At 71.3% G+C, this 23458-nt stretch carries 21 protein-coding genes; 14 read left to right on the top strand and 7 right to left on the bottom strand.

From position 1 onward, the window contains the following. Positions 1-43: 43 nt before the first annotated feature. The 8 genes from H297_RS0113945 to H297_RS0113910 all read left to right on the top strand — a co-directional run bounded on the left by H297_RS0113945 (position 44) and on the right by H297_RS0113910 (position 9846). Positions 44-1597, top strand: a complete 1554-nt coding sequence (locus tag H297_RS0113945) for an amino acid permease (protein ID WP_078514034.1) — start codon at positions 44-46, stop codon at positions 1595-1597. A 314-nt stretch (positions 1598-1911) separates the two neighbouring features. Further along, on the top strand, positions 1912-3249 hold the full coding sequence (ccrA, locus tag H297_RS0113940) for a crotonyl-CoA carboxylase/reductase (RefSeq protein ID WP_027737563.1): 1338 nt from the start codon (positions 1912-1914) through the stop codon (positions 3247-3249). 8 nt (positions 3250-3257) lie between these two features. After that, the gene (locus H297_RS36250) at positions 3258-5378 is read left to right on the top strand and encodes a protein meaA (RefSeq protein WP_037794063.1); all 2121 of its coding nucleotides are present in this window, start codon (positions 3258-3260) and stop codon (positions 5376-5378) included. Further along, a complete protein-coding gene (locus H297_RS0113930) occupies positions 5379-6350 on the top strand; it encodes an HpcH/HpaI aldolase/citrate lyase family protein (protein ID WP_027737562.1) in 972 nt (323 codons plus the stop codon). Position 6351: 1 nt separating this feature from the next. Continuing rightward, positions 6352-6876, top strand: a complete 525-nt coding sequence (locus tag H297_RS0113925) for a MaoC family dehydratase (protein WP_027737561.1) — start codon at positions 6352-6354, stop codon at positions 6874-6876. A 1-nt stretch (position 6877) separates the two neighbouring features. Further along, entirely contained in the window at positions 6878-8092 is a 1215-nt protein-coding gene (locus H297_RS0113920) for an acyl-CoA dehydrogenase family protein (RefSeq protein WP_027737560.1), read from the top strand. A gap of 169 nt (positions 8093-8261) precedes the next feature. Continuing rightward, entirely contained in the window at positions 8262-8951 is a 690-nt protein-coding gene (locus H297_RS0113915) for a phosphatidylserine decarboxylase (RefSeq protein WP_027737559.1), read from the top strand. Further along, the gene (locus H297_RS0113910) at positions 8938-9846 is read left to right on the top strand and encodes a CDP-alcohol phosphatidyltransferase family protein (protein ID WP_027737558.1); all 909 of its coding nucleotides are present in this window, start codon (positions 8938-8940) and stop codon (positions 9844-9846) included. The genes H297_RS0113915 and H297_RS0113910 overlap by 14 nt, the downstream gene beginning before the upstream one ends. Positions 9847-10016: 170 nt before the next feature. Here the strand turns inward: H297_RS0113910 and H297_RS0113905 are convergent, their stop codons facing one another. The 3 genes from H297_RS0113905 to H297_RS0113895 all read right to left on the bottom strand — a co-directional run bounded on the left by H297_RS0113905 (position 10017) and on the right by H297_RS0113895 (position 13683). Continuing rightward, positions 10017-11117 carry a glycerate kinase family protein gene (locus H297_RS0113905; RefSeq protein ID WP_027737557.1) on the bottom strand — a complete coding sequence of 367 codons (1101 nt, stop codon included), beginning with the start codon at positions 11115-11117 and terminating at the stop codon, positions 10017-10019. A gap of 202 nt (positions 11118-11319) precedes the next feature. Next, positions 11320-12750 carry a phytoene desaturase family protein gene (locus H297_RS0113900; protein WP_027737556.1) on the bottom strand — a complete coding sequence of 477 codons (1431 nt, stop codon included), beginning with the start codon at positions 12748-12750 and terminating at the stop codon, positions 11320-11322. Between the two features lie 234 nt (positions 12751-12984). Next, a complete protein-coding gene (locus H297_RS0113895) occupies positions 12985-13683 on the bottom strand; it encodes a phenylalanine--tRNA ligase beta subunit-related protein (protein ID WP_027737555.1) in 699 nt (232 codons plus the stop codon). Positions 13684-13877: 194 nt separating this feature from the next. On the opposite strand from H297_RS0113895, the gene H297_RS0113890 reads away from it, so the two are divergent. The 6 genes from H297_RS0113890 to H297_RS0113865 all read left to right on the top strand — a co-directional run bounded on the left by H297_RS0113890 (position 13878) and on the right by H297_RS0113865 (position 18383). Then, positions 13878-14636: a 3-oxoacyl-ACP reductase family protein gene (locus tag H297_RS0113890; RefSeq protein ID WP_027737554.1), complete on the top strand. Its 759-nt coding sequence runs from the start codon at positions 13878-13880 to the stop codon at positions 14634-14636. Positions 14637-14826: 190 nt separating this feature from the next. After that, positions 14827-15324 carry a hypothetical protein gene (locus H297_RS0113885; protein WP_027737553.1) on the top strand — a complete coding sequence of 166 codons (498 nt, stop codon included), beginning with the start codon at positions 14827-14829 and terminating at the stop codon, positions 15322-15324. Positions 15325-15333: 9 nt separating this feature from the next. Further along, positions 15334-16389, top strand: a complete 1056-nt coding sequence (gene lplAB / locus H297_RS0113880; RefSeq protein WP_027737552.1) for a lipoate-protein ligase LplAB — start codon at positions 15334-15336, stop codon at positions 16387-16389. Positions 16390-16486: 97 nt separating this feature from the next. Continuing rightward, entirely contained in the window at positions 16487-17308 is an 822-nt protein-coding gene (gene nshR, locus H297_RS0113875; RefSeq protein ID WP_027737551.1) for an NshR/TsnR family 23S rRNA methyltransferase, read from the top strand. A 161-nt stretch (positions 17309-17469) separates the two neighbouring features. Beyond that, positions 17470-18081: a thioredoxin domain-containing protein gene (locus tag H297_RS0113870; RefSeq protein ID WP_027737550.1), complete on the top strand. Its 612-nt coding sequence runs from the start codon at positions 17470-17472 to the stop codon at positions 18079-18081. After that, complete coding sequence (locus tag H297_RS0113865) at positions 18078-18383, top strand: GNAT family N-acetyltransferase (RefSeq protein WP_027737549.1); 306 nt, start codon at positions 18078-18080, stop codon at positions 18381-18383. The genes H297_RS0113870 and H297_RS0113865 overlap by 4 nt, the downstream gene beginning before the upstream one ends. 222 nt (positions 18384-18605) lie before the next feature. Here H297_RS0113865 and H297_RS0113860 read toward each other — a convergent pair whose 3' ends face one another. From H297_RS0113860 to H297_RS0113845, 4 genes are all read right to left on the bottom strand, one after another. Further along, positions 18606-19628, bottom strand: a complete 1023-nt coding sequence (locus H297_RS0113860) for a TIGR03842 family LLM class F420-dependent oxidoreductase (protein ID WP_027737548.1) — start codon at positions 19626-19628, stop codon at positions 18606-18608. A gap of 14 nt (positions 19629-19642) precedes the next feature. Beyond that, the gene (hydA, locus tag H297_RS0113855) at positions 19643-21043 is read right to left on the bottom strand and encodes a dihydropyrimidinase (protein WP_027737547.1); all 1401 of its coding nucleotides are present in this window, start codon (positions 21041-21043) and stop codon (positions 19643-19645) included. Beyond that, the gene (locus H297_RS36245; RefSeq protein WP_051351834.1) at positions 21040-22326 is read right to left on the bottom strand and encodes a class-III pyridoxal-phosphate-dependent aminotransferase; all 1287 of its coding nucleotides are present in this window, start codon (positions 22324-22326) and stop codon (positions 21040-21042) included. Before H297_RS36245 ends, hydA begins: the two co-directional genes overlap by 4 nt. A gap of 107 nt (positions 22327-22433) precedes the next feature. Further along, positions 22434-23276, bottom strand: a complete 843-nt coding sequence (locus H297_RS0113845) for a nitrilase-related carbon-nitrogen hydrolase (RefSeq protein ID WP_027737546.1) — start codon at positions 23274-23276, stop codon at positions 22434-22436. Positions 23277-23458: the final 182 nt, after the last annotated feature.

The following is a 23458-nucleotide window of genomic DNA, read 5'->3' as shown; positions in this document are numbered from 1 at the left end:
CCGCGCCGCCCGCCACGTACCCGGGGACCGGGAACCATGGCGCATGAGGCGACGTGGAGGTGCGGCAGTGTCGGTGGCGCCGGACGGGTCCAAGAGGACCAGACAGTGGTTGCGTACCAAGTCCGTCGAGGAGTCGATCCGCGACACCGACGATCCGGAGCGGGGTCTCAAGCGGTCGCTGAGCGCCCTGGACCTGACCGTCTTCGGGGTCGGCGTCGTCATCGGCACCGGCATCTTCGTCCTGACCGGGCAGGTCGCCAAGACGACTGCGGGCCCTTCGGTCGCCGTCTCGTTCGCCATCGCCGGCGGGGTGTGCACGCTGGCCGCCCTGTGCTACGCCGAGTTCGCCTCCACCGTCCCGGTGGCCGGGTCCGCCTACACCTTCGCCTACGCCTCGCTGGGTGAGCTGCCCGCCTGGATCATCGGCTGGGATCTCGTGCTGGAGCTGGCACTGGGCTGCGCGGTGGTGGCGGTCGGCTGGTCGGGCTACGTGCGCTCCCTGCTGGACAGCGCGGGCTGGAGCCTGCCGCAGTGGCTCTCGGGCACCAGCGAGGAGACCGGGTTCGGCTTCGACCTGCTGGCCTGTCTGCTGGTGCTGGCCCTGACGGCCATCCTGGTGGCGGGCATGAAGCTGTCGGCCCGCGTCACCTCGACCGTGGTGGCGATCAAGGTCGGTGTCGTCCTGCTGGTCATCGTGGCCGGGGCCTTCTTCGTGACGTCCGAGAACTACGACCCCTTCGTCCCACCGGCGCAGGGCACCGCGGACTCGGGCGCCGGCTGGGCCGCGCCGCTGGTCCAGCTCTTCTCCGGGTACCAGCCGACCACGTTCGGCGTCATGGGCGTCTTCACCGCGGCGGCGGTCGTCTTCTTCGCCTTCATCGGCTTCGACGTGGTGGCCACCGCCGCCGAGGAGACCCGCGACCCGCAGCGCGACATGCCGCGCGGCATCCTGGGCTCGCTGGTCATCTGCACGGTGCTCTACGTCGCCGTCTCCATCGTGGTCACCGGCATGCGCAAGTACACCGAACTGTCCGTGGACGCTCCGCTGGCGGACGCGTTCAAGGCGGTCGACCAGCCGTTCTGGGCCGGGCTGATCAGCTTCGGCGCGGCGATCGGGCTGACGACGGTCTGCATGATCCTGCTGCTGGGACAGTCGCGGGTGTTCTTCGCGATGAGCCGGGACGGGCTGCTGCCGCAGTTCTTCTCGCGGGTCCACCCGCGCTTCGGCACGCCGTACCGCTCGACAGTGCTGCTGGGGGTGGTGGTGGCGGTCATCGCGGGGTTCACCAGCATCGCCGAGCTGGCCGAACTGGTGAACATCGGCACGCTGTTCGCGTTCGTCGTGGTGGCCCTGGGTGTCGTCATCCTGCGGCGCACCCGGCCGGACCTGCCGCGCGCCTTCCGTACCCCGCTGGTGCCCGCGCTGCCCGTCGCCTCGGTGCTGGCCTCGCTGTGGCTGATGCTCAACCTGCCCGCCGAGACGTGGGCGCGGTTCGCCGCCTGGATGGCGATCGGCGGGGCGGTCTACGCCGCCTACGGGCGCCGGCGCAGCCGGGTGCGCAGCGGCGAGGAACCGCCGGAGCACCACGTCCCCTGACGAGGAGCGACCGGGAAGCGTGCGCACGGCGACCGCCTGCCCCCGTTGATCAATCATCGCTCAGATGAGACCTCTTCGCTCCATGTGAGAATTTGCGGCACTGGGTGTCTTGTGTGCTGGCACTGAGTGTCATACCTTGGCATCTGTCCGGTCGCTGTCCCCGCGGCACAATCCGCGTCCGCCCCGGGCTGCTTGGCGTCACGAGCGAGCCGCGCACACCCGCGCACCCGTACGAGCCGAACCGACGGCGCTGCCTCACACCGACGTCCCCCAACAGGCGTTCTTTCGACTTCGCGCTTCGCCGGAGGCATACCGTGAACCAGATCCTCGACGCGATCCTCGCGTCCGACACCGCGCCGCAGGACTTCGCCGCCCTGCCGCTGCCCGACTCCTACCGCGCCGTGACCGTCCACAAGGACGACGCCGGGATGTTCGAGGGCCTCGCGACCCGGGACAAGGACCCGCGCAAGTCGCTGCACCTGGACGAGGTGCCCGTGCCCGAACTCGGGCCGGGCGAGGCCCTGGTGGCCGTGATGGCCTCCTCGGTCAACTACAACTCCGTGTGGACCTCGGTCTTCGAGCCGATGTCGACCTTCGGCTTCCTGGAGCGCTACGGCCGTCTCTCGCCGCTGGCCAAGCGGCACGACCTGCCGTACCACGTCATCGGCTCCGACCTCGCCGGTGTCGTGCTGCGCACCGGCGCTGGCGTCAACTCCTGGCAGCCCGGTGACGAGGTGGTGGCGCACTGCCTGTCGGTCGAACTGGAGTCCGCCGACGGCCACAACGACACGATGCTCGACCCCGAGCAGCGCATCTGGGGCTTCGAGACCAACTTCGGCGGGCTCGCGGAGATCGCGCTGGTCAAGTCCAACCAGCTCATGCCCAAGCCCAGCCATCTGAGCTGGGAGGAGGCGGCGGCCCCCGGCCTGGTCAACTCCACCGCCTACCGTCAGCTCGTCTCCCGCAACGGCGCCGGCATGAAGCAGGGCGACAACGTGCTCATCTGGGGCGCCAGCGGCGGACTGGGCTCCTACGCCACCCAGTTCGCGCTGGCCGGCGGCGCCAACCCGGTCTGCGTCGTCTCCAGCGGGGACAAGGCCGAGATCTGCCGCTCCATGGGGGCCGAGGCGATCATCGACCGCAAGGCCGAGGGCTACCGCTTCTGGAAGGACGAGCATCAGCAGGACCCCAAGGAGTGGAAGCGCTTCGGCAAGCGGATCCGCGAGCTGACCGGCGGCGAGGACGTGGACATCGTCTTCGAGCACCCGGGGCGCGAGACCTTCGGCGCGAGCGTCTACGTCACCCGCAAGGGCGGCACCATCGTCACCTGCGCCTCCACCTCGGGCTACGAGCACACCTACGACAACCGCTATCTGTGGATGCAGCTCAAGCAGATCGTCGGGTCCCACTTCGCCAACTACCGCGAGGCGTGGGAGGCCAACCGGCTGATAGCCAAGGGAAGGATCCACCCGACGCTCTCCAGGACATACCCCCTGCACGAGACCGGCCAGGCCGCCCACGACGTGCACCGCAACCTGCACCAGGGCAAGGTCGGAGTGCTGTGCCTGGCCCCGCAGGAGGGGATGGGCGTGCGCGACACGGAGAAGCGGGCCCGGCACCTCGACGCCATCAACAGGTTCCGGAACGTGTGAGGGCCCTCATGAGCGAACCGCAGAAGAAGGACCGGCCCTGGCTGATGCGCACGTACGCCGGGCACTCCACCGCGGAGGCGTCCAACGAGCTGTACCGGCGCAACCTCGCCAAGGGCCAGACCGGGCTGTCCGTCGCCTTCGACCTGCCCACCCAGACCGGCTACGACCCCGACCACGTGCTCGCGCGCGGCGAGGTGGGGCGGGTCGGGGTGCCAGTCAGCCACCTGGGCGACATGCGCCGGCTCTTCGAGGGCATCCCGCTGGAGAAGATGAACACCTCCATGACCATCAACGCCACCGCCATGTGGCTGCTGGCGCTCTACCAGGTGGTCGCGGAGGAGCAAGGTCTCGGAAAGGAAGGCGTGGCGGAGCTGCAGGGGACGACGCAGAACGACATCGTCAAGGAGTACCTCTCGCGCGGGACGCACGTCTTCCCGCCGGGCCCCTCCCTGCGGCTGACGACCGACATGATCGCCTACACGGTCACGCACCTGCCCAGGTGGAACCCGGTCAACATCTGCAGCTACCACCTCCAGGAGGCGGGGGCCACCCCCGTCCAGGAGATCAGTTACGCGATGGCGACGGCCGTCGCGGTGCTGGACGCCGTACGGGACAGCGGGCAGGTGCCGGCCGAGGAGTTCGGGCGGGTGGTCGCACGGATCTCGTTCTTCGTGAACGCGGGTGTGCGCTTCGTCGAGGAGATGTGCAAGATGCGGGCCTTCACCCGCATCTGGGACCGGATCACCCGCGAGCGGTACGGCATCACCGATCCCAAGCTGCGCCGCTTCCGCTACGGCGTGCAGGTCAACTCGCTCGGCCTGACCGAGGCGCAGCCGGAGAACAACGTGCAGCGCATCGTGCTGGAGATGCTGGCCGTCACCCTCTCCAAGGACGCCCGCGCCCGTGCCGTGCAGCTCCCCGCCTGGAACGAGGCGCTGGGCCTGCCCCGCCCCTGGGACCAGCAGTGGTCCCTGCGCATCCAGCAGGTGCTGGCGCACGAGAGCGACCTGCTGGAGTACGAGGACCTCTTCGCCGGCTCGCACGTGGTCGAGGCGAAGGTGGACGCGCTGGTGGAGGAGTCGCTGGCCGAGCTGGAGCGGATCGAGGAGATGGGCGGGGTACTGGCAGCCGTCGAGTCCGGCTACCTCAAGTCCCAGCTCGTGGCCTCGCACGCCGAGCGCCGGGCGCGGATCGAGTCGGGCGAGGAGAAGATCGTCGGCGTCAACTGCTACGAGGGGACCGAGCCCAGCCCGCTGACCGCCGATCTGGACACCGCGATCCTGACCGTCGACCCCGCCGGTGAGGCGGCGACCGTGGCGGCCGTCCAGCGCTGGCGGGAGAGCAGGGACGAGCCGTTCTGGCGCGAGGGCAACCGCGACCCCGGTCTGTATCCGAGCGTCCAGCAGGCCCTGGGCACGCTCCGCGAGGCGGCCGCCGACGGCAGCAACCTGATGGAGGCCACGCTGGAGTGCGCCCGCGCCGGGGTGACCACCGGAGAGTGGTCGGAGGCGCTGCGCGAGGTCTTCGGAGAGTTCCGCGCCCCCACGGGGGTCTCCTCCGCGCCGGTGGCGGTCAGCGCCGAGGAGGGGTCCGAGCTGGCGGCGGTCCGCGCGAAGGCGGAGCGTACCGCCGCGGAGCTGGGCGTCGGCAAGCTGCGGCTGCTGGTGGGCAAGCCGGGCCTGGACGGCCACAGCAACGGCGCCGAACAGATCGCCGTGCGGGCCAGGGACGCGGGCTTCGAGGTGGTCTACCAGGGCATCAGGCTCACGCCGAAGGAGATCGTCGCGGCGGCTCTCGCCGAGGACGTGCACTGCGTGGGCCTGTCCATCCTCTCCGGCTCGCACGCCGAACTGGTGCCCGACGTGCTGGAGCGGATGCGGACGGCGGGCGCCGGTGACGTGCCCGTCGTCGTGGGCGGGATCATCCCGTCGGCGGACGCGCGGGCGCTGCGCGAGGCAGGCGTCGCCGCCGTCTTCACCCCGAAGGACTTCGGGATCACCGAGATCATCGGCCGTATCGTCGACCAGATCCGGACACGGAACGAGCTCGATCGCAACGAGAGTGCGAGCGACGGCACGGGCGAGCGGGTCGACGCGCTCGACCGGCGAGAAACAGTGGAGGTCAGCTAAGTGAGCAGCGAGAACCAGCAGCGTGCGCTCCGTCCGCGCCGCTCCTGCCTGGCGGTACCCGGCAGCAACCCGCGGTTCCTGGAGAAGGCGCAGGGCCTCCCCGCCGACCAGGTCTTCCTCGACCTGGAGGACGCCTGCGCCCCGCTGGCCAAGCCCGAGGCGCGGCACACCGTCGTGAAGTTCCTCAACGAGGGCGACTGGAGCGGCAAGACCCGGGTGGTCCGCGTCAACGACTGGACGACCGAGTGGACCTACCGCGACGTGGTCACCGTCGTGGAGGGGGCGGGCGCCGAGCTCGACTGCGTGATGCTGCCCAAGGTGCAGGACGCGGCGCAGATCCAGGCGCTGGACATGCTGCTGACCCAGATCGAGAAGACGATGGGCCACGAGGTCGGCCGCATCGGCATCGAGGCGCAGATCGAGAACGCCAAGGGCCTGGTGAACGTCGACGAGATCGCCGCCGCCTCGCCCCGGATGGAGACCATCGTCTTCGGGCCCGCGGACTTCATGGCGTCCATCAACATGAAGTCGCTGGTGGTGGGCCAGCAGCCGCCCGGCTACCCGGCCGACGCCTACCACTACATCCTGATGCGGATCCTGATGGCCGCCCGTACCCACGACCTCCAGGCCATCGACGGCCCCTACCTGCAGATCCGGGACGTCGAGGGCTACCGCGAGGTGGCCCGGCGCGCGGCAGCACTCGGCTTCGACGGCAAGTGGGTGCTCCACCCGGGCCAGGTCGAGGCCTCCAACGAGGTCTTCGCGCCCTCCCAGGAGGACTACGACCACGCCGAGCTGATCCTGGACGCGTACGCCTACTACACCTCGGAGGCCGGCGGCAAGAAGGGCTCGGCGATGCTCGGCGACGAGATGATCGACGAGGCCAGCCGCAAGATGGCCCTGGTCGTCTCCGGCAAGGGCCGCGCCGCCGGTATGCAGCGCACCACCTCCTTCACCCCTCCGGAGGCCTGAGATGCAGTTCGGCCGCACCTTCGAGGAGTTCACGGTCGGCGACACGTACAAGCACTGGCCGGGCAAGACGGTCACCGAGTACGACGACCACCTGTTCTGCCTGCTGACGATGAACCACCACCCGCTCCACCTGGACAGCAACTACGCCGGGTCGACGACGGACTTCGGCCGGAACGTGGTGGTGGGCAACTACGTCTACTCGCTGCTGCTGGGGATGTCGGTGCCGGACGTGTCGGGCAAGGCCATCGCCAACCTGGAGATCGAGTCGCTCAAGCACGTCGCGCCGACCTTCCACGGCGACACGGTCTACGGCCAGACCACGGTCCTGGACAAGACACCGTCCAGGTCCAGGAGCGACCGCGGCGTCGTGCACGTCGAGACCAAGGGCTACAAGCAGGACGGCACGCTGGTGTGCGTCTTCCGGCGCAAGGTGCTGGTGCCCACTCAAACGTACGTTGCAGAACGCGGCGGGGAGCAGCCGGGCCGTCCCGAGTTGCGGGAGCCCGCGCCGAAGGGCGGTGAGTGAGGTGGGAAGGCTGGCGCAGACCGAGGGCCTTACGGAGATACAGCGGGAAATCGTCTCGACGGTACGGAACTTCGTCGACAAAGAGATCCTCCCAGTGGCCACGGAACTCGAGCACAAGGACGCGTATCCGGCCGAGATCGTGGAGGGTCTGAAAGAGCTGGGGATCTTCGGTCTGATGATCCCGGAGGAGTACGGCGGACTCGGTGAGTCCCTGCTCACCTATGCGCTGTGCGTGGAGGAGATCGCCCGGGGCTGGATGAGCGTGTCGGGCATCATCAATACGCACTTCATCGTGGCCTACATGCTCAAGCAGCACGGCACCCGCGAACAGAAGGACCACTTCCTGCCGAAGATGGCCACCGGCGAGGTGCGGGGCGCCTTCTCCATGTCGGAACCCGGCCTGGGCTCGGACGTCTCGGCCATCGCCTCCAAGGGCGTGCCCGCGGCCGACGGTTCCGGCGACTTCCTGCTGTCGGGGCAGAAGATGTGGCTGACCAACGGCGGCTCCTCCACGCTGGTGGCCGTGTTGTGCCGCACGGACGAGGGGCACCCGGAGGGCACGGCCCCGCACAGGTCGATGACGACGTTCCTGGTGTCGAAGGAGCCCGGTTTCGGCCAGGTCAGGCCGGGCCTCACCATTCCGGGAAAGATCGAGAAGATGGGCTACAAGGGCGTCGACACGACCGAGCTCATCATGGACGAACTCCGGATTCCCGCCGATCGCGTGCTCGGCGGGCGGACCGGGCGGGGTTTTTACCAGATGATGGACGGAGTGGAAGTCGGCCGGGTGAATGTCGCCGCCCGTGGCTGCGGCGTCGCTCAGCGTGCATTCGAGTTGGGTATCGACTACGCACAGCAGCGGCACACGTTTGGCAAGCCCATCGCCGGGCATCAGGCCATTCAGTTCAAACTGGCCGAGATGGCCACCAAGGTCGAGGCGGCACACGCCCTGATGGTCGGCGCCGCCCGCAAGAAGGACTCAGGTCAACGCAACGACCTGGAGGCCGGGATGGCCAAATATCTCGCATCCGAGTACTGCAAGGAGGTCGTCGAGGACTCCTTCCGGATCCACGGCGGGTACGGTTTCAGCAAGGAATACGAGATCGAGCGGCTCTACCGGGAAGCGCCGATGCTGCTGATCGGCGAAGGAACCGCAGAGATCCAGAAAATGATCGTGGGCCGTCGGTTGCTGGAGGAGTACCGATTCCAGGGCTGAATGTCCTTTTCAGGGTGTTTTCTTGGGGATCAAGATCACACCCCGCATCAGGACTTCGGCCACTGACTGGCCCGCTGGCTTGCCCAGTTGCCATCAGAAACCGATAGCATCCCGGGAAAGCCGCCGTCCCCTGTCACCTACGCGGCTCCCTCCGCTACGAAGGTCATTCATGCCCCACAGCCCTACCACTGCTCCCAGCGGCTCCTCCTCGTCCGGCCCGGCCTCCGGTACGTCCGGCAAGCCCCGCGTGCGCCTCGCGCGCGGCGCGTCGCCCTGGCTCGTGCCGACCGTCGCGACGGCGGCCCTCGGCCTGGCGCGCGTACGGAAGTCGCCGCGCGCCGCGCTGGTCGCCGCGCCGGCGACGGCGCTCGCGGCCGGGATGCTGTGGTTCTTCCGGGACCCGGAGCGGGAAATCGGCCAGGGCCGGGTGATCTCCCCGGCAGACGGCGTGGTGCAGAGCATCATGCCGTGGGAGGACGGCCGGACCCGTGTCGCCATCTTCATGAGCCCGCTGAACGTCCACGTCAACCGGGCGCCGCTGGCCGGCACCGTGACGTCCGTCGAGCACATCCCCGGCGGTTACGTTCCCGCGTTCAACAAGGAGAGCGAGAACAACGAGCGCGTCGTCTGGCACTTCGACACGGAGCTGGGTGACGTCGAGATGGTCCAGATCGCCGGCGCCGTGGCCCGGCGGATCGTTCCGTACCTGCCCAGTGGTGCCAAGGTCGAGCAGGGTGAGCGCCTCGGGCTGATCAGGTTCGGCTCCCGCGTCGATGTCTACCTCCCCAAGGGGATCGAGGCTGCCGTGGAGGTCGGCCAGACCACGACAGCGGGGGTGACTCGCCTTGACCGTGATTGATCCTGACGCACAGCCCACCTGGGCTCCCGGCGTCGACCGCACCACCGAGCGGAACGCCGACTTCGTGGACGAGTTCACCGCGGACGGCTTCGAGGACGACGCCGACGACGAGATGCCGCTGTCGACCCGGCTGTCCATCGCGGACACCCTTACGCTGGGCAACGCCACCTGCGGCTTCATGGCGGTGTACTTCACCACCACGGGCGTCCTCATCCCGCACCTGACGGGCAGCGAGGACGGCGGGATGGCCCGGCACAGCGCCGCCACCGCCGTGGTGCTGATGCTGATGGCGGCCGTCTTCGACCTCTTCGACGGGCTGGTCGCCCGCAAGCTGCGCAGCTCGGCCATGGGCGCCGAGCTGGACAACCTCTCCGACCTGATCAGCTTCGGGCTGGCTCCGGCCTACTTCGTGGCCGTCTGGGGCATGGTCGCCAACGACGCCAACCAGCGCGTCTCTGTGGTCGCCGCGATCGTGGTGCTGCTGGCGGTGGTGCTGCGGCTTGCGCGGTTCTCCTGCGTACCCATGCGGAACGGGATGTTCCAGGGGATGCCAGGGCCCTTCGGGGCATTGACGGTCATCTCGGTCGTGCTGCTGGAGCTGCCGTTCGTGCCCACCGCGCTGGGCATCCTGGGCGTGGCCTGGCTGATGGTCAGCCGCGTCGAGTACCCCAAGCCGCGGGGGCGGCTCGCGGTGGCGATGCTCTGCTGGATCGTGCTCAGCATGGGGCTGCTGGCCTCCTGGGCGTTCGACGCCCCCGGCGGTGAGCTGCTGCTGCAGACGGGCTGCGCCCTCCAGGTGGTCCTCGGCGCCGTGATCCCGCTGTTCGCGACGGCCCGCCGCGTGAACACCTTCCGCGACAACCGCCGCGAGGCCCGGGCCGCCGCCCAGGGCTAGCCGACAGTCGCCGCTGCGTCCAGACACATATGCGAGAGGGGCCCGCCACGGTGGCGGGCCCCTCTCGCATGTGTGGACGGCTCCGTTCCGCCCCCTCACCAGCTCGTGCGGGCTTCTTCCCGTCCCCGCGCGCCTCGCTGGGGCGCGGGGCCCCGGAAGGGCAGGAAGCTTCAGAGCCGGTCGGTGGCCAGGCGCTCGGCGAGCTGCTCCAGCAACGGGCCCGCCTCGGCGATGCACCGCTGGACGTCCGACTCGATGTCCGTGAGGGCGTAGGCCCGCTCGATACCGGCGGCCTTCAGCTGCTTGGCGTCGATGGCGAGCCGCCCGCACACGGCGACCACGGGCTTCCCCGCCTTGCGGGCGGCAGCCGCCACACCGGCGGGCGCCTTGCCGTGCAGGGTCTGCTCGTCCAGCGAGCCCTCCCCGGTGATCACGAGGGATGCCCGCCCGATGGCGGCCTCCACACCCAGCTCCTCCATGAGGATGTCGATGCCGGGCCGGAACCGCGCGCGGAGCCCGATCAGGGCGCCGAAGCCGATACCGCCCGCGGCACCCGCGCCGGGCGACGCGGCGGCCTCCTGCTCCCCCAGGACCTCGGCCAGGTGGGCGAGCGCGCCGTCGAGCAGCTTCACGTCCTCGTCGCTCGCCCCCTTCTGCGGGCCGTACACCGCGGCCGCGCCCTTGGGGCCGGTCAGCGGGTTGTCGACGTCGCTGGCGAGGACGACCTCGACACCCTTCAGCCGCGCGTCGATGCCGGACAGGTCCGCGCTGACGAGCTCGCGCAGCCCGCCGCCGCCCCACGGCACGGAGTCCCCGTCGCGGTCGAGCAGCCGGGCGCCGAGGGCGTCGAGCATGCCGGCGCCGCCGTCGGTGGTGGCGGAGCCGCCGACGCCGAGGATGATCGTGGTGGCGCCCGCATCCAGGGCGGCCAGCAGCAGCTCGCCGACGCCGTAGGTGGTGGCGGTGAGCGGGACGAAGACGCCGGGCGGCAGGTGCTGGAGACCGGAGGCTTCGGCCATCTCCACGACAGCCGTGCCCTCGCGGAAGGCGAAGGCTGCGGTGACGGGCGCGCCGGTCGGCCCGGTGACCTCGACCTCGTGGCGGGTGAAACCGCCCGCGACGGCGGCCGCGACGGTGCCGTCGCCGCCGTCGGCCACCGGGACGGCTTCGACCTCCGCCTCGGGGTGCGCCTTCCGGATTCCGGCCGTCACGCGGTCGGCGACCTCGACGGCCGTCAGCGATCCCTTGAACTTGTCCGCGGCGATCAGCACGCGCGCCGGTGTGGTCCGCGCCGTCGTAGTCATGGTTCTGCCCCTGGGTCTCTCTGTTGTTCGAACAGGCAGTCGCGCCCTCGTGACCCTATCTGCCGAGGGGCTCCTCGGACCATGGGGCCGCCGCCGGGAGCCCGCCCGCGACGCCGGGGAGCCGCTCCTTCGCCGGCCCGCACGGAGAGGGCGGCCACCGCGGGACCGGCTAGCTGCGGCGGCGCAGCCGGCGCCAGACCGCACGCGCCGCGTGGTGCCCCGCCATGCCGTGCACGCCGGGTCCGGGCGGGGTCGCGGAGGAGCACAGGTAGACGGAGGGGTGTGCGGTCTCGTACGGGACCCGCGTGAGCTTGGGCCGGATCAGCAGGCGGAGTCCCGCCGCGGAGCCGCAGGAGATGTCGCCGCCGACGTAGTTGGCGTTGCGGAGGGCGAGCGCGGGCGGCCCTGCGGTGGCGCGGGCGAGGACCCGGTCGCGGAAGCCCGGCGCGAAGCGCTCGATCTGGCGCTCGACGGCATCGGTGGCGTCCCCCTCCCAGCCGTTGGGCAGATGGCCGTACGCCCAGAAGACGTGCTTGCCCTCGGGGGCGCGGGTCGGGTCGACCAGGCTGGGCTGCGCGGTGATCAACAGCGGCCGCTGCGGGGCGCGGCCGCGCACGACGGCGTCCTTCATCGCGGTGTCGATGTCGCCGAGGGTGGGCCCGACGTGCACCGTCCCGGCCCGGCCGGCCTCCGGTGAGGTCCACGGGACGGGACCGTCCAGCGCGTAGTCGATCTTGAAGACGCTGGCGCCGTAGCGGACGCCGTCGTACGCACCGCCCAGACCGGCGATCCGGGCGAGCGCGGTCGGCGAGGTGTCGAAGACGTAGGCGCGGGCGGGCGGCAGCTCGTCGAGGCGTCTCACCTCGACACCGGTGTGGATCGTGCCGCCGAGGGCGCGCAGGTAGCCGGCGAGCGCGTCGGAGATCGCCTGGGAGCCCCCGCGCGGAAAGGGCCAGCCGACCGCGTGGGCGGCGAGGGCGAAGACCAGGGCGGGCGCCGTCATGAACGGGTTGTTCATGGGCGCGATGACGTGCCCGGCCATCCCGGCGAGCAGCGCAGGGCCCTTGGCGTCCCGGAACCGCAGCCGGGACCAGGTGACCGGCTGCAGCCCGGTGAGGCCGAAGCGGGCGAGCTGGACGGGGGCGGCGGGCAGGCGGCCGTTGAGCACGGAGCCGTAGCCGAAGAAGTCGTCGGCGAGCGACTCCCAGCGGCCGAGGTAGGGGGCCACCAGGCGGCGGTAGGCGCCGGCGTCGCGCGGGCCGAGCGAGGCCGCCGTCTCCCCCACCGAGCGCGACAGTACGGCGGCGCTGCCGTCGGGGAACGGGTGGGCCAGCGGCAGTTCGGGGTGCAGCCATCGCAGCCCGTACCGCTCCAGGGGCATGGCACGGAAGGCGGGCGATCCGGCGCCGGTGGGGTGGACGGCCGAGCAGGTGTCGTGGCGGAAGCCCGGCAGCGTGAGCTCCTCGGTGCGGGCCCCGCCGCCCACGGCGTCCTTTGCCTCGAACAGTTCGACATCGAAGCCGCGGCGGGCCAACTCCACTGCCGCGGTCAGCCCGTTGGGCCCCGCTCCGACGACGACCGCGTCCCGGATCGCTGGCACGTGTGGCTCCTCTCGCCGTCGGCGGTCGCTGCTCACCGGTCCGTTCCGCTGGGCGGTCCGGCCGCGCAGGAGGCCCACCATACGCCGCGTCGTGTCCGCGTCACGCGCTGCCGCCGGGGAGCGCGTTGCCGCCGCGCGAGAGCGCGAACCGTGCTCCCGTGCGGCGAGCGTGGCCACCCCGCGTGGGGCGGGAGGGGCACCTCCGGACTGCCGCCGGCCCGGCGGGCGGGCCTGTCAGGAAGTGGGGGCGCGCAGCAGGCGGGTGGCCGTCCGGGCGCCGGGACTGCTCGCCAGGAGGGCGTTTGCCAGGGCCCGGCCGGCGGCTTCCAGGGCGGGGTCGTCCATGGCGTCGAGGGCGTCGAGGAGGAAGACCGCGCGCGTGGTGTCCGTCGTCAGCCGGGTGCGCACGCACTGACGCCAGTTCCAGCGGCGGCAGGTGACGCCCTGGTCGTCGCGCCAGACGACCTCGCCGGGTCGGGGATGCTCCGTCACCGACTCGCCGCCCGACATCAGTTCGAACGGCTCGGTGCCCTCGGCGCGGGTCAGCCGGAGCGGGCCCGCGTAGTGGTCGAGGTCCTCGCCGCCGAGCGGGACGACGTGGGCGACGGAGACCGCGTTGTAGAGGTCGGTCAGCCGGTCGATGCGGGGCAGCCCCTCCGGGGCGCGCCGCAGCAGGGCGTCGACGCTGGGGCGGGTGCGCTTGGGCTTCGCCCCGAAGGAGCGGAACGCCTCCCGCCAGGCGGCGACGTGCGGATGCTGCTCGGGATCGGAGGCCTTCGCCTCGGCCTCGGCGAGCAGCTCCTCGCTGAACGCGTCGCTCGGCCCCGGACGCAGCCCCTCGGCGGCGACCAGCAGCGCGCGGTAGTCCGGGCGCAGCTCTCCGACGGACGGGTCGATGGAAGCGGCCTGCAGCCACTCTTCGGTCGTGCTCATGTGGGCGTCCCGCTCCTCGTCGTACGTGCGGCACGAAGGCCGCTCGGTTCATTGCACCGTACCAGCAGGTGCAACAGGTGCGACCGCCGTGCCGGTCGGAGAGCGCCGTCCGAATAGCGCCGGATTCCGCCTCTTCGCGACCCCAGGATCGAGCCATGGCAAGTCCGACGACGAGAAAGACTCAGGAGACGACGATGCACACCGACACCACCCGCAAGCCGCTGGCCGGTAAGGCGGCCCTGGTCACCGGCGGCAGCCGGGGCATCGGGGCGGCGGTCGCCCTGCGGCTGGCGGCGGACGGCGCGGACGTGGCGCTCACGTACCAGTCGCACGCCGAGGGCGCCCACGAGGTGGCCGAACAGATCAAGCAGGCCGGCAGCAGGGCATGGACCGGGCAGGTCGATCTCGCGGACGCCGCGACGGTGCGGGCGGCCGTGGACGGGACGGTCGCCGCGTTCGGGCGGCTCGACATCCTGGTCAACAACGCGGGCACCAGTGCCATGGGAGCGCTCGGGACCGTGGACGTGGCCGAGCTCGACCGGGTGCTGACCGCCAACGTCCGCGGCGCCTACCTGGTGGCGCAGGCGGCGGCGTCCCGGATGGCCGACGGCGGCCGGATCGTCAACCTCGGCAGTTGCATCTCCGACCACGTGCCCTTCCCCGGCATGGTCCTGTACGCGATGAGCAAGGCGGCGGTCTCCGGCCTCACCAAGGGCCTGGCCCGCGAGCTTGCGGCCCGCGGTATCACCGTCAACCAGGTCGCGCCGGGCCCCGTCGACACCGACATGAACCCGGCCGACGACGAGGGAGGCCCGGCACAGGCGGCCCTCACCATGCTGGGGCGGTACGGGAAGCCCGCGGAGGTCGCCGCCTCCGTCGCCCACCTGGTACAGGACGAGAGCCGGTATGTCACGGGCGCCTCCCTCGCGGTCGACGGCGGCTTCGCGGCCTGACACGGCCGTGCGGCCAGGCCGTACCGCGTGGCCCGCGCGGGGGTACGCGGTACGGCCTCGCCGAGTGGCCGGCCGGGCACGCCCGTGATGCTCTGGTCGGGCGGCTCCCTGCGGGCCGCCCGACCCGTGGGAGCCGGGGGGCCACCGCCGTCGGACACCGACCGGGGAGAGGGAGAGGCAGGCGCAGGCCATGACCGCGACCAGCTCCAACCGTCCACCCGCGCCCCACGCACCGGCGTACCGCGCCGTGCAGTTCGGCGCCCGCGCGCTGTCCGCCGGCGGCCTCGGCGTGACCGCCTACGTGCACGCCGCCCTGGCCGGCGACTACGACCGGGTGAGCGGCGGCATCAGCCAGGGCGACCTGTTCCGCATCGAGGCGGGACTGGCCGCACTCGGGGCGCTGCTGGTGCTGGTGTGGTGGAGCGCCGTGCCGGACCTCTACGCCTGGCTGGTCTCGGCCGGCGGCCTGGCCCTGCTGCTGATCTACGCCTTCGTGGACGTCGGCGAGCTGGGGCCCTTTCCCGACATGTACGAGCCGCACTGGTCCGACGACAGACGGCTCGCTCTCATCGCCCAGGCGGTCACCGTGCTGATGTCGACCTTTCTCCTGGTCAGCCACACGCGCCGGTCCCGCCGCCGTACCTCCGACGTATGGTTGGAGCCCGGCCTGACCCGCTACGGAAGGTAGGCGACCGGGGTGCACGGTGAGTACAAGATTCCGGGCGGCAAGCTCGTCGTGGTCGATCTGGACGACCGCGACGGCGCACTGCACGACGTCCGCGTCTCCGGTGACTTCTTCCTCGAACCCGACGAGGCGCTCGCCGCCATCGACCAGGCACTGGAGGGCGCCCCCTCGGACACCGACACGGCCGGACTCACCGCGCGGATCGAGGCGGCACTGCCCGCGGGGACCGCGATGTACGGCATCACGGCCGAGGGCGTGGCCGTCGCCGTGCGCCGCGCCCTCGCCCGTGCGACCGACTGGACGGACCACGACTGGCAGCTCGTCCACGAAGCGCCGCAGTCCCCCGCCCTGCACATGGCACTCGACCAGGTGCTCACCGAGGAGGTCGCCGCCGGCCGCCGTTCGCCGACGCTGCGGGTGTGGGAGTGGGACGCGCCCGCCGTGATCATCGGCAGCTTCCAGTCCCTGAGCAACGAGGTGGATCCGCAGGGCGCGGCCCGCCACGGGGTGACCGTCGTGCGGCGGATCTCCGGTGGCGGCGCCATGTTCGTGGAGGCCGCCAACACCATCACCTACTCCCTGTCCGTGCCCGCCTCCCTGGTATCCGGGCTCTCCTTCGCCGACTCCTACGCGTACCTCGACGACTGGGTGCTCGGCGCCCTGGGCGACATGGGCGTCAAGGCCTGGTATCTGCCCCTGAACGACATCGCCTCGAAGGAGGGCAAGATCGCTGGTGCCGCGCAGAAGCGCATCGCCGGCGGCGAGGGAGCCGTGCTGCACCACGTGACGATGTCCTACGACATCGACGCTGCCAAGATGCTGGACGTGCTGCGCGTCGGCAAGGAGAAGATGTCCGACAAGGGCACCGCCAGCGCGGCCAAACGCGTCGACCCGCTGCGCCGCCAGACGGGCCTCCCCCGCGGCGAGGTCATCGACCGCATGATCTCCTCCTTCCGCTCCCGCTACGGCCTCACCGAGGGCCACGTCACCCCCGAGGAACTCGCCCGCGCCGAGGACCTCGCACTCACCCGGTACTCCAGCGAGGAGTGGACCGCACGGGTGCCGTGACCGGCGAGGGCGGGGCGCGAGGACAGCGGCCCGCTGGGCGGTTTCCCGGGTACGGCCGGCCGTCGGCGGCCGCCCGCGCTCACGGTACAGTGCGGCCATGACCAGCCTTGACGTCATCACCGACAGATCCGACCCCGCCGTGCAGCGGATCATCGACGTCACGAAGCATTCGAGATCCGTGGTCAAGACGGCGCTGATCGAGGATCCGGAGCCGCTGTCGGAATGCCTCCGGGCCGGGCTGGACTTCATCGAGGTCTACGGGTTGGAGACCGCGCCGCTGCCTAAGGAGCTGCTGGACGCGTGCCGGGAGCGGGGGGTGCCGGTCCGGCTGATCGGCTCCTCGGTGGTCAACCAGGTGTTCAAGACCGACAAGAAGCCCAAGGCGTTCGGCATCGCCCGGGTGCCGAAGCCGTGCCGTTTCGCTGATCTGGCCGACCGGACCGGCGACCTCATCGTCCTCGACGGGGTGAAGATCGTCGGCAACATCGGCGCGATCGTGCGCACCTCCTTCGCGCTCGGCGCCGGGGGCATCGTGCTGGTCGACAGCGATCTGGTCAGCATCGCGGACCGCCGACTGGTCAGGGCGAGCCGCGGGTATGTCTTCTCCCTGCCGATCGTGCTGGCCTCCCGGGCGGAGGCGGTCGGCCATCTGCGCGACAGCGGTACCCGGCTGGTGGCCTTCGAGGCGGACGGGGCCCTGTCCGTCAGCGACCTCGGCGAGGTCGACGAGCGGTTGGCGCTGCTGTTCGGCAGCGAGAAGACCGGCATGTCGCGCGAGTTCGAGGGCGTGACGGCCGACTCGGCGTCGATCGCCATCAACCCGGCGGCCGAGTCGCTCAACGTCTCCGTCTCGGCCGGGATCGCCCTGCACGAGCGCGCCCACCGGAACCTGCCGGGCGCGGACCGCACCACGCGGTGAACCCGAGCGGCGCCTGGCGCCGTGCGCACCGGCCCCCTGCGGGGCGGGCACGCAGGAGGTGTTCCGGCCCCGCGGATCGGGCATCCCACCGGCCCCCCGGGGGGGCACCCCGATGGCCCTCCCCCGTTGCCCGCCGCCCGGCCGCGGGCGACGCTGGGAACATGATCCCGGCGAACACGACTGGTGAGGGCGGTACGACGGTGGTCTACGGTGCCGGCCCGGAGGTGCCGGAGCCGGGGCCACCTGTGCTGGACCTCTATCTCGATCTGCGCTGCCCCTACTGCCGGGCCGTGGAGTTGGCACTGGGCGAGACGATGCGTCAGCTCGCGGACTCGGGCGACTGCGTCCTGCACCACCATTTCGGCACCTTCCTCGACGACCAGCTCGGCGGGCACGGCTCGCACCGGGCGGTGGCCGCGCTGGGTGCCGCCGCGGACGTGGGGCAGCAGCAGTTCGCGACGTACCTGCACACGCTCTACCGCAACCAGCCGCACGAGGAGCACGACGGGTTCGCCGCCGACCGCATGCTGCTGGGCCTGGCCAACGACGTGCCGGGGCTGCGCAGGCCCACGTTCGACGACGCGGTCCTCGACCAGGCGTACGACCCGTGGGTGCGCCGGGTCAGCCGCGCCTTCGACGACAGCGGTGTCGCGGGGACCCCCACGGTGCTCTTCCAAGGGCGCCAGGTGGGCGTGCTCGACGCCAACGGCGCATCGGTGCCGCCCGCTCAGTTCACCGCGCAGCTCGACGACGCGGCGGGTACGCAACGGTGAGCGAGGAGCGCCGGGGGATCCCCGTCGTCGACAACCCCGCGGAGAGCCGTTACGAGGCCAGGACCGACGACGGCGCCGTGGCGGGCGTGACCCATTACCTGCGGGCGCCGGGGGTGATCGCGGTGACGCACACCGAGGTCGCTCCCGAGTTCGAGGGCCAGGGGGTGGGCAGCGCACTCTCGCAGCGCATCCTTCAAGCGGCCCAGGAGGCTGGCGAAAAGGTCGCCCCCGTCTGCCCGTACTTCGCCGGTTACCTCCGCAAGCACCCCGAGTACCAGCCGCTCGTCTACCGGAAGGACTGAAGTCCCTCCGGCCCGGCCCGGCCCGCCGGGCCGGGCTCCCCGACTGCGGCTTGACGGCTCTGTGACCAGCGGCGGTGGTCGGACGGTTGGGGGTGCGCGGGCATGCTGCGTCACCTCCGATCCGGGAGCGGACCTCGCTTCTTCTCCTTACGGTGACGTTCTCGGAAGACGGCGGAGGGGCAGGCGCCCCGACCGGTCACCTGCCCCTCGCCTCGGTACCTGCTATTCCGCAGCCGCGGCCAGTGCGGGGATCACCGCCGCGCCGTAGGCGTCGACGGTCTGCTCCTTCGCGTCGTGCATGGCGTAGAGCGCGAACTGGTCCACGCCCAGCTCTGCCAGCTCCCGCAGACGGGCCAGGTGCGCCTGTTCGGGGCCCAGCAGGCAGAAGCGGTCCACGATGTCGTCGGGCACGAAGGCCGTGTCCGGGTTGCCGGCCCGCCCGTGGTGTGCGTAGTCGTAGCCCTCACGCTCCTTGATGTAGGCGGTGAGGGCGGCGGGCACCGCGTCGGAGTGTTCGCCGTACCGTGCCACCAGGTCCGCGACGTGGTTGCCGACCATGCCGCCGAACCAGCGGCACTGCTCGCGGGCGTGGGCGAGCGCCGCGGGGGTGTCCTCGCACACGTAGGCGGGCGCGGCCACGCAGACGGTGACCGCGGAGGGGTCCCGCCCGGCCTGGGCCGCCGCCTCCCGCACGGCGCCCACCATCCAGGCGGTCAGCACCGGGTCGGCCAGCTGGAGGATGAAGCCGTCCGCCTCGCGACCGGCCAGGGCCAGCGCTCTGGGGCCGTAGGCGGCCATCCACACCGGTAGCCGCCCCGCACGCACCCACGGCAGCCGCACCCGTGCGCCGTCCACCTCGGCCTCGCGCCCCTCGGCCAGGTCCCGGATGGCCGTCATGGCCTCCCCGAGCCGGGCCAGGGTGCCCGGCGCGCGGCCCGCGACCCGCATCGCCGAGTCGCCGCGTCCGATTCCGCAGACGGTGCGGTTGCCGTACATCTCGTTGAGGGTGGCGAACGTGGAGGCGGTGACCTCCCAGGAACGGGTCTGCGGATTGGTGACCATCGGCCCGACGGTGAGCTGCGTGGTGTGGGCGAGGATGCGGCTGTGGATGACGTACGGCTCCTGCCACAGCACCGGTGAGTCGAACGTCCAGCCGTAGGTGAACCCGTTGCGCTCGGCGCGGCGCATCAGCGAGACGGTCGCGGAGCCGGGGGGATCGGTCTGGAGGACGAGTCCGAAGTCCATGGGCACACAACCCCTCAGTTCAGGAACTGGCAGATCCCTCGCGGTACGTACTGACCCCGTCCGGCGCGGCCCGTCCAGGTACGGCGGTCGATCACCGTCTCGCCCCGGGAGAGCACCGTGACCACCTGGCCCGTGAGGGTTCTGCCCTCGTAGGCGGAGTAGTCGACGTTCATGTGGTGGGTTTCCGCCGAAAGAGTCTGCTGGGCATGCGGGTCGTAGAGGACGACGTCGGCGTCGGCACCCGGTGCGAGGGTGCCCTTCTTCGGATAGAGGCCGAACATCCGGGCGGGGGTGGCACAGGCGATGTCGATCCAGCGCCGCTTGGTGATGTGCCCGTCGACGACCGCCTGGTGGAGCAGGTCCATGCGGTGCTCGACGCCGGGCATTCCGTTGGGGATCTTGGAGAAGTCGCCCTTGCCCAGGTCCTTCTGGCCGGTGAAGCAGAAGGGGCAGTGGTCGGTGGAGACCACCTGGAGGTCGTCGGTGCGCAGCGCCCGCCACAGCGCCGCCTGGTGCTCGGCCGGGCGCAGCGGCGTGCTGCACACGTACTTGGCGCCGCCGAAGTCCGGCTCGGCGAGTTCGTCGGTGCTCAGGTACAGGTACTGCGGGCAGGTCTCGCCGAACACCGGCAGGTCCCTCCCGCGGGCCACCGCCAGCTCCTCGACGGCCTCCTGCGCTGAGACGTGCACGACGTAGAGCGGCGAGCCGGCCACCCGGGCCAACTGGATCGCCCGGTGGGTGGCCTCCGCCTCCAGCAGCACCTTGCGTACCTCGCCGTGGTGGCGCGGGTCGGTGCGCCCCGCGGCCAGCGCCTGTTCGACCAGGACGTCGATGGCGATGCCGTTCTCGGCGTGCATCATCGCCAGCCCGCCGTTGGCGGCGGTGCGCTGCATGGCGCGGAGGATCTGGCCGTCGTCGCTGTAGAAGACGCCCGGGTAGGCCATGAACATCTTGAACGAGGTCACACCCTCCTCCACCAGGGCGTCCATCTCCCGCAGCGTGCCGTCGTTCACGTCGGAGAGGATCATGTGGAAGGCGTAGTCGATGCCGGCCTGTCCGTCGGCCTTGGCGTGCCAGGTGTCCAGCCCCTCGCGCAGCGCGTGGCCCTTGGTCTGGACGGCGAAGTCGACGATGGTCGTGGTGCCGCCCCAGGCGGCGGCGCGGGTTCCGGTGGCGAAGTCGTCGCTGGAGAAGGTGCCGCCGAAGGGGAAGTCCATGTGCGTGTGGGCGTCCACGCCGCCCGGGATGACGTACAGGCCGCTCGCGTCCAGGACGCGGTCGGCGGTCAGGCTCTCGGCGACGGCGGAGTGCCGGTCGACGACGGCGACGATGCGGCCGCCCTCGATCAGCACGTCGGCCGGCATCTCCTCGGCGGCCGTGACGACCAGGCCGCCCGTGATCAAGGTGGTGCTCATACCGCGGTTCCTCCTCGGGCGAGTTCGGCCTCGGCGGTGCGCAGCGCGGTCTCCAGCACGGCGGCGCCCGCCTCGGCCTCGGCGACGGTCAGCGTGAGCGGCGGTGCGATACGGAGCACGCTCGCCGTGGAGTGGCCGCCTCCCTTGCCGATGAGGACGCCGCCCTCCCGTGCGGCCTCCAGCACCAGGGTGGCGGCCCGCGGTGACGGCTCACCGGTGCCGGGGTCCACGAGCTCGATCCCCGCCATCAGCCCGCGGCCGCGCACCTCGCGGACGACGCCGAGCCCCGAGGCCGCCGAGCGCAGCCGCTCCAGCAGCAGTCCGCCCACGCGGCGGGCGTTGGACTGGAGGTCGTGCTCCAGCAGGTAGCCGAGGTTGGCGCGGGCGGCGGCCATGGTGACCGGGCTGCCACCGAAGGTGGAGATGGAGTTGGCGTCCAGACAGTTCATGATCTCGGCGCGGGCGACGACGCCGCCGACGGACATGCCGTTGCCGATGCCCTTGGCGAAGGTGAGCATGTCGGGTGGGCCCGCGGCGTCGTGCGCCTGCCAGCCCCAGAAGTGGTCGCCGGTGCGGCCCCAGCCGGTCTGCACCTCGTCGCTGATCCACAGGATGCCGTGCTGCTTCAGCTCCTCGCGGAAGGCGGCGTAGAGCCCGTCGGGTGGTGAGGTGAAGCCTCCCACCCCCTGGACGGGTTCGGCGATCAGCGCAGCCACGGAGGTACCGGCCTGCCCGAGCATGTCCCGCAGGTCGGCGACGCAGGCCTCGATGAACGCGGCGTCGTCCAGGTGCGCGAAGGGCCCGCGGGTGCGGACGCCCCCGTGCACGTACAGCGTCTGGAGCGGGGAGAGGGAGGTGGGCGACCAGGAGCGGTTGCCCGTGATGCCGACGGTGGTGAAGGAGCGGCCGTGGTAGCTGTTGCGCATCGCCAGGATCTGGTTGGCGCGGCGGTAGCTCGTGGCCAGCAGCAGCGCGGCGTCGTTGGCCTCGGTGCCCGACGTGGTGAAGAAGACCCGCGCGTCCGGGATGCCCGACAGCGCCGCGATCCGCTCGGCGAGCTCCACCATGGGACGGTTGAGGTAGAGGGTGGAGCTGTGCAGGATCCGCCCCGCCTGCTCGCCGACCGCCTTGGTGACTTCGGGCAGGGCGTGGGCGGTCATGGTGGTCAGGATGCCGCCGAAGAAGTCGAGGTAGCGGCGCCCCTCGGCGTCCCATACGTGGCGGCCCTCGCCATGGGTGATCTCCAACGGATGGTCGTAGTACAGCGCCATCCAGTCCGGCATGACCGCCTGGTGACGGGCGTGCAGGTCGCGGTGGACCGTGGCGGCAGGACCGGTGGCCACGGAGTCCGGCACAGGGCCGGAGCCCGTCACGGGGGCGGGCCGCGCGGTCACGGCCGCACCAGCCCGTCGTAGGCGTCCGGCCGTCGGTCCCGGTAGAAGGCCCACTGCTGCCGCACCTCGTCGATCGCCCCCTTGTCGAGGTCGCGGACCAGCAGCTCCTCCTCCTTGTCCGAGGCGACGTCACCGACGAACCGGCCCCGCGGATCGACGAAGTAACTGGTGCCGTAGAAGTCGTTGTCCCCGTACTCCTCGGTGCCGACCCGGTTGATGGCGGCCACGTAGTACTCGTTGGCGACGGCGGCCGCGGGCTGTTCGAGCTGCCACAGGTGCGAGGAGAGGCCACGCGAGGTCGCCGAGGGGTTGTAGACGAGCTGGGCCCCGGCCAGTCCCAGGGCACGCCAGCCCTCGGGGAAGTGCCGGTCGTAGCAGATGTAGACGCCGACCTTGCCGACGGCGGTGTCGAAGACCGGCCAGCCGAGGTTGCCGGGGCGGAAGTAGTACTTCTCCCAGAAGCCCGGGAGCTGCGGGATGTGGTGCTTGCGGTAGGTGCCCAGGACGGTGCCGTCGGCGTCGATGACGGCGGCGGTGTTGTAGTAGAAGCCGGATCCGTCCACCTCGAAGACCGGGGAGACGACCACCATGCCCGTCTCGCGGGCCAGTTCGGACATCCGGCGGGTGGTGGGCCCGTCCGGCACCGGCTCCGCCCACCGGTAGTGCTCCGCCTCCTGCACCTGGCAGAAGTACGGGGCGTTGAAGACCTCCTGGAACCCGATGATCCGCGCGCCCTGGCGGGCGGCCTCGCGGGCGTGCTCCTCGTGTTTGGCGATCATCGACTCGGTGTCGCCCGTCCAGGTCGCCTGCACCAGTGCGGCACGTACAACGTCGGGCATGAACAGCTCCTTCGTGAGCGCTGCAGCATGTTCGACACGCGTAGATATGCGTGAGGTTGAGACCGTAAGTCCCGCCCGGGCGCCTGACAAGAACCCCGACGGAGCGGCATGGGCGACCACCCTTTACCGGTCCGTAACCTACCGGCGGGTTACTTGCGGTAGCCCGCCGGCCTTACTCTCCA

It is taken from the genome of Streptomyces sp. CNT360 (genome assembly GCF_000424785.1).
This window is presented reverse-complemented; position numbering and strand designations above follow the sequence as displayed.

Bases quoted from the DNA above. Each gene is read 5' to 3' on its own strand.
- H297_RS0113870 (WP_027737550.1), top strand. From the start codon at position 17,470: ATGATCCCGGCGAACACGACTGGTGAGGGCGGTACGACGGTGGTCTAC.
- H297_RS36245 (WP_051351834.1), bottom strand. From the start codon at position 22,326: ATGCCGGACTGGATGGCGCTGTACTACGACCATCCGTTGGAGATCACC.
- H297_RS0113895 (WP_027737555.1), bottom strand. From the start codon at position 13,683: ATGAGCACGACCGAAGAGTGGCTGCAGGCCGCTTCCATCGACCCGTCC.
- H297_RS0113885 (WP_027737553.1), top strand. From the start codon at position 14,827: ATGACCGCGACCAGCTCCAACCGTCCACCCGCGCCCCACGCACCGGCG.
- nshR (WP_027737551.1), top strand. From the start codon at position 16,487: ATGACCAGCCTTGACGTCATCACCGACAGATCCGACCCCGCCGTGCAG.
- H297_RS0113915 (WP_027737559.1), top strand. From the start codon at position 8,262: ATGCCCCACAGCCCTACCACTGCTCCCAGCGGCTCCTCCTCGTCCGGC.
- H297_RS0113860 (WP_027737548.1), bottom strand. From the start codon at position 19,628: ATGGACTTCGGACTCGTCCTCCAGACCGATCCCCCCGGCTCCGCGACC.
- H297_RS0113890 (WP_027737554.1), top strand. From the start codon at position 13,878: ATGCACACCGACACCACCCGCAAGCCGCTGGCCGGTAAGGCGGCCCTG.
- H297_RS0113925 (WP_027737561.1), top strand. From the start codon at position 6,352: ATGCAGTTCGGCCGCACCTTCGAGGAGTTCACGGTCGGCGACACGTAC.
- H297_RS0113845 (WP_027737546.1), bottom strand. From the start codon at position 23,276: ATGCCCGACGTTGTACGTGCCGCACTGGTGCAGGCGACCTGGACGGGC.
- H297_RS36250 (WP_037794063.1), top strand. From the start codon at position 3,258: ATGAGCGAACCGCAGAAGAAGGACCGGCCCTGGCTGATGCGCACGTAC.
- H297_RS0113945 (WP_078514034.1), top strand. From the start codon at position 44: ATGAGGCGACGTGGAGGTGCGGCAGTGTCGGTGGCGCCGGACGGGTCC.
- hydA (WP_027737547.1), bottom strand. From the start codon at position 21,043: ATGAGCACCACCTTGATCACGGGCGGCCTGGTCGTCACGGCCGCCGAG.